This window comes from Candidatus Accumulibacter vicinus (assembly GCF_000584955.1).
GTDB classification, from domain to species: Bacteria; Pseudomonadota; Gammaproteobacteria; order Burkholderiales; family Rhodocyclaceae; genus Accumulibacter; species Accumulibacter vicinus.
Map to the genome: position 1 here is coordinate 1 of NZ_JDSS02000053.1, position 5,543 is coordinate 5,543.

The window sequence follows — 5,543 nt, forward strand, 5'->3', positions numbered from 1 at the left end:
GGCACGGCTTGTGCTAATGTTGACGCATGGATGAACTTCCCGAGCTCCTCCGCAAGTGAGGAGGGGGGATTCGTGAGTCGCTGACGCGACTTTGACATTAAAGAAGCGCTCACCACTCGCATGGATCCCAAATCTTTCGTTGACTCTGCCGTGCTGTTGCTGGTCGTCGCGGCGATCGCCGTCGCGGTGTTTCGGCATTTTGGCCTCGGCTCGATCCTCGGCCTGCTGGTTACCGGCGTCATCGTCGGACCGCATACGCCAGGGCCTTTCATCACCACCGAGGTCGAAGGTGTGCGGCATTTCACCGAACTCGGCGTCGTGCTGCTGATGTTCCTGATCGGCCTGGAGATGAAGCCTCGCCGCTTGTGGGAGCTGCGGCGCACGCTGTTCGGGCTCGGTTCGCTGCAGATCGTTGTCTCGGCGCTGGCTGTCGCCGCCTATTTCAAGCTTTTTCAACCGAACTGGTCGACCGCTCTCTTGCTCGGTAGTAGCTTCGCGCTGTCCTCGACCGCGTTTGTGGTGCAGATGCTCAGGGATCAGGGCGACATCGCCAGCCGGCACGGCCAGACCGCATTCGCCGTCCTGCTGATGCAGGATATCGCGGTGGTACCGCTGCTGGCATTGGTCCCGATCCTCGCCGACACCAGGGCGCTGGTTACGGAAATTCCCTTGTGGAGACAGATTGGTCTGGCCGTGGCGATGGTGGCGATGGTGATCATCGGTGGACGCTACCTGCTCCCCCGGGTGCTCGATCATCTGGCCCGCACCAACAACCGCGAGGCTTTCCTGCTGACGGCCATGGCCTCGGTGTTCATCGCCGCGATGGCCATGGAACATGCGGGCATGTCGATGGCTCTCGGGGCATTCCTGATCGGGATGATGCTCTCGACCTCGCGCTACAGCATTCAGATCGAGGCCAGCATGGAACCTCACAAGGGTTTGCTGATGAGCCTGTTCTTCGTGGCCGTCGGAATGTCGGTGGACGTCGGTGCGCTGACGCAGCACCCGTTCGAGTTTGCCCTGCATGTTCTCGCGATCATCACCATCAAGGCGATGGTGCTCTTCGTGTTGTGTCTGTGCTTCGGCTCCGGTCGCAGCACCGCGTTGCGGGTCGCTTTTCTGCTCGCGCAGGGAGGTGAGTTCGGCTTTGTGCTGTTCGGTTCCGCCAAGGCACTGGGCGTGATCGACGATTTGATCTTCATGATGGCCGTGGCGATCATTTCCGTCACCATGCTCCTCACGCCGCTGCTGGTCAAGCTCGGGAACCGGCTGGCGCTACGCGTAGAGGATGTGCCGGCAGGGGTTCACGACCGCTTCCGCCATGCCGCGCAAGGACAGGAATCCGGTGCCCGGGTGGTGATCGGCGGCTATGGTCGCGTCGGCCACACGGTGGGCACCATCCTGGCCAGTAGCGGTATCTCCTGCATCGCTTTCGACACCGACGCGGTACTGGTCGCCAAATGGCGCAGCGAAGGTCATCCCGTGTTCTATGGCGACATCGGTGACCCGGAATTGCTCGCTACCTCGCCAATGCAGGGGGTCGATCTGGTGGTCCTGACCATTGACGACCAGCACGCCGCTGTTCGCGCAGCCGCGATGATCCGCTCGCACGCGCCGGAGATGACCATCGTCTCGCGCGCCCGCGACCTGGCAAGCTGCGAGGCCCTGCTGCGAGCCGGCGTCAACAAGGCCTACCCCGAACTTCTGGAGGCCAGCCTGCGTCTGGCAGCGGAGGCCCTGGAGGCCCTCGGCACTTCCACTGACGACACCAACCTGCTGCTGCGCGGTGTGCGCAATACCGATTATGCGCTGGTGCGTGAGAGCGAGCAGTAGCCGGATCTCCGAGGGGCAAAGCGCGCTAACGGTCATGACTTTGCAAGGCACCCCGGATCATGAAAGTCATGACCGTTTCCCTCTCCCCCGACCCCTCCCCCACAAGTGGGGAGGGGAGATTCGTGAGTCGCTAACGCGACTTTCACATTAACATTGTCGAATCAACTCACCCCGAGACCCGCCACACGCCATGTTTCCCGTGCTCCCGATTCGTTACGTTGAACCCGTCTACCGGCCACCGAGTGAGGCCGAATCGCTGATCCTGCCGCTAACCGACGGTTGCTCGTGGAATCAGTGTACCTTCTGCGAGATGTACACCGCGCCGCAGAAGCATTTCCGAGCGCGCGACGAAGCTGAAGTGCTGGAGAGCATCGAGCGTACCGGCGAACGCTTTGGCAGCGCAATCCGGCGCGTTTTTCTCGCCGACGGCGATGCCCTGGTGCTGCCGACGCGTCGCCTGCTCAAGGTTCTCGACGCCATCCGCAAACATCTGCCGGCTGTGCGGCGGGTGTCGAGCTACTGCCTGCCGCGCAACCTGCGGAAGAAGTCGGTCGAGGAACTGGGCGAACTCGCCGCAGCCGGCCTGGCGATTGCCTACGTCGGTGCCGAGTCGGGCGACGACGAGGTATTGGAACGAGTCAACAAGGGCGAGACCCATGACTCGACTCTCGAGGCGCTGAACAAGCTCGGGGCGGCCGGCATCAAGCGCTCGGTGATGATTCTCAACGGTCTTGCCGGCCCGGATCTCTCGCTGCGGCACGCCGACCAATCGGCACGCCTGGTCAATGCCACACAGCCCGAGTATCTGGCGACGCTGGTCGTCAGCTTTCCGCTCGGCGAGGAGCGCTTGCGTGGCGGCTTTCCAGGCTGGCGAGCACTCAGCCAGCACGAACTGTTTGTCGAAATGGAGCGTTTTCTCGCCGGGCTGGAACTCGAACGGACCGTGTTTCGCAGCGACCACGCGTCGAACTGGCTGATCCTCAAGGGAACGCTTGGCGCTGACAAGGACCGCCTGCTGCGGCAGGTGCGCGACGCCATTGCCAACCCGCAGGCCGCAGCGCTGCGCCCGGCGTGGGCACGCGGGCTGTAGATGGCGACCGACTACCAACGCTGCGGCGAACTGATCCGGCAGGCCGACGGCCTCCTGATCACCGCCGGTGCCGGTATCGGTGTGGATTCGGGCATGCCCGATTTTCGTGGTCCGCAAGGTTTCTGGGGGGCTTATCCGGCGCTCGGACGCGCCCGCATCGCCTTCGAGGAAATCGCCAATCCAGCGGCCTTCGCATCGCAGCCTCGCCTGGCCTGGGGTTTCTACGGACATCGACTGCAACTCTACCGCCGCACGGTTCCGCACGAGGGTTTCCAGATCCTGCGCCGGATCGGTGAGCACCGGCCGCACGGTGCCCGCGTATTTACCAGCAACGTCGACGGCCAGTTCCAGAAAGCCGGCTTTTCCGAAGATCGTGTCAGCGAATGCCACGGATCGATCCACTACCTGCAGTGCCTCGACGGCTGCCATGACGGCATCTGGCCGGCCAAGGACTTCGACCCCGAAATTGACGAAGAGCAGTGTCTGCTGACTTCGGAATTCCCGCGCTGTCCGCGCTGCCGGGGAATTGCCCGGCCGAACATTCTGATGTTTGGTGACTGGGGATGGCGCAGCGAACGTAGCGACGTTCAGGAAGCAGGTCTGCGCGCCTGGCTTCGACTGGTCGAGCATCTGTTGGTCATCGAGATTGGCGCCGGCACCCGCATCCCGACCGCACGCCGAATGGGCGAGCGGGTCAAAGGCCAGATGATCCGTATCAATCCGACCGAGCCGCAGCTACCGGACGGCAAAGGCGTGTCGATTGCCGCTGGTGGCCTGGCAGCGCTGCGTGCGATTGCTGACGCCTGTCTGGTCTAACCGTGGTCGGCGGTCAGTATCCGGCCTGCGCCGCGACACTCAGCCAGGAAGCCGTGTCCCCCAGCAGGCCAATGTCGGGAGAGATCGACGGCAGCAGATACCAGACCTTGTCATTGGCGGTGGCCACGTAGGCGTTGGTGCCGGCGTAGTAACGGAAGGTATAGCCAGATGCCACGCCGGCCTGGCCGTGCGAAGGCGAAAGATACTGCGGATACGCTGCCTCGAGATAGTTGAAGATGCGGTCCGAATGGCTCTGAGCGGAGAGCGGGGGAAATTCAGTCACCCCGGTCAGGCGCACCACATGCTCTCGCAGAAGGGTACTGCCGCTGAAGTTGACCACCGGCAGGTTGGCAAAAGTACCGCCGGCATTGACCGTGCGCAGTGCCGCGATCCTGTCCACCACGGCCATGCCCGGCGTGGTCACCCGACCGAACACCGTGAAACCGCCATTTTGCGTGTCCAGGTTGGAGGCGTTGTTGCCCAGGTTGAAGAAGAACTCGCTGGTGGCGCTGTTGGGGTCACCGCCGAGCTTGGCCATCGCCACCGTGCCGCGCACATTCGAGCGTGCAATGCTGAACTCGTTGACCACCGGAGGAAGGGTGGTGATGTGGCCGGCATAGCCGCTGGCAGGCCACGCATACCCGCCCAACTGCACGACGAAACCGGGCACGCTGCGGTGGATGAAGTTGTCTATGTAGGCGCCGCTGCGCACATAGCTGAGGAAGTTGGCCACCGTCTTCGGTGCAGCGGTGTCGTAGAGCTGGATGTCGATCGCGCCCTGCGTGGTGTGCAATCGGACCATCGTGGATTGAGCCCACACAGTGGTCGCCAGGGCAAAGCTCACGATGGCCAACAGGCCTGGACGCAGCAGACGCAGAAAGGTGTTCATGGGCAATCATTGACCGGGTGGATGGAAACGCGGATTATCCTGTCGCCCGCCAGGAAACTCAACCTCGGTGATCTCCCCTCTCCACTCGCGGGAGAGAGGTTGGGGGGCATGCTCTGCGCCCATCGAACGATTCCGGCGTGCAAGGAAGGGGAAACGGTCATGACTTGCCTCATCGGGGGCATCTTGCAAAGTCATGACCAGGGTCCACCCCATGCTACACTCTCTCGCGCCATGACGCCAAGGAGTGTGCTGGGCGAGTTTCAGGAAGGCTCTACTGCAAATGGAGATGTTTCGCAGAACCCCGGTGTGCGCATATGCCCATTCGGAGACGATATTTCGTCGCAACCTGTCACAGCACGTTCGCCATTGCCACCTTGCGCAGCGCCTGTGGATGAACCCGTGAAAACCCTCTTCGCATGAACAATGTCCCCGTCCCCGAATACATCACCTCTGTGACCGAGGTGACTTGGGGCATCGTGCTGGTTGCCGCGACCATGGTCGTGCATGGGTTCGGCATGATCCTGACGATCGATACAAGCCGTACCCTAGAGCACAGGGCGAATGGCACGCATTCCTTCTTCTGGGGGCTCGGCAACATCATTCTTGCAAGCTGGCTGATCATGCTGGTGCATCTGCTCGAAATCGCCGTCTGGGCAGCTTTCTTCGTCGTCACAGGGGCCATTCCCAAGTTTGGCACGTCGTTCTATTTCGCGCTCCTGGAATACACTACCCTGGGCAGCAGTATCAGTTTGTCTGACGAATGGAATTTGCTTGAAGGCATGATCGCCATTGCCGGCTTGATGACTTTTGCCTGGTCCACCGGCGTCCTGTTCACAATCGTGCAAGGTTTTCAGAATCGCCAACTCGAACTCATCGGAGGCATTGCGGCGATGCTCGGTCTCTCGCGCATCCATG

General features: G+C 62.0%; 4 protein-coding genes and 1 pseudogene. 4 read left to right on the forward strand and 1 reads right to left on the reverse strand.

The genetic code is table 11. The features are described from left to right. Positions 1 to 120 precede the first annotated feature (120 nt). The 3 genes from CAPSK01_RS20370 (at position 121) to CAPSK01_RS20380 (ending at position 3,739) form a co-directional block, all read left to right on the forward strand. Positions 121 to 1,833, forward strand: coding sequence for a cation:proton antiporter (locus CAPSK01_RS20370; RefSeq protein ID WP_034931239.1), 1,713 nt, complete (start codon positions 121 to 123; stop codon positions 1,831 to 1,833). Positions 1,834 to 2,023: 190 nt separating this feature from the next. After that, a complete protein-coding gene (locus CAPSK01_RS20375; protein ID WP_034931242.1) occupies positions 2,024 to 2,923 on the forward strand; it encodes a radical SAM protein in 900 nt (299 codons plus the stop codon). After that, a complete protein-coding gene (locus tag CAPSK01_RS20380; RefSeq protein ID WP_034931246.1) occupies positions 2,924 to 3,739 on the forward strand; it encodes a Sir2 family NAD-dependent protein deacetylase in 816 nt (271 codons plus the stop codon). A 13-nt stretch (positions 3,740 to 3,752) separates the two neighbouring features. Here the strand turns inward: CAPSK01_RS20380 and CAPSK01_RS24235 are convergent, their stop codons facing one another. Beyond that, positions 3,753 to 4,628 (reverse strand): peptidylprolyl isomerase, encoded by an 876-nt coding sequence (locus CAPSK01_RS24235; RefSeq protein WP_273704198.1) that lies wholly within the window; start codon positions 4,626 to 4,628, stop codon positions 3,753 to 3,755. Positions 4,629 to 5,104: 476 nt separating this feature from the next. Between CAPSK01_RS24235 and CAPSK01_RS24240 the strand changes: the two are divergent. Continuing rightward, positions 5,105 to 5,543, forward strand: a pseudogene (locus CAPSK01_RS24240) (hypothetical protein); the annotation flags it as partial.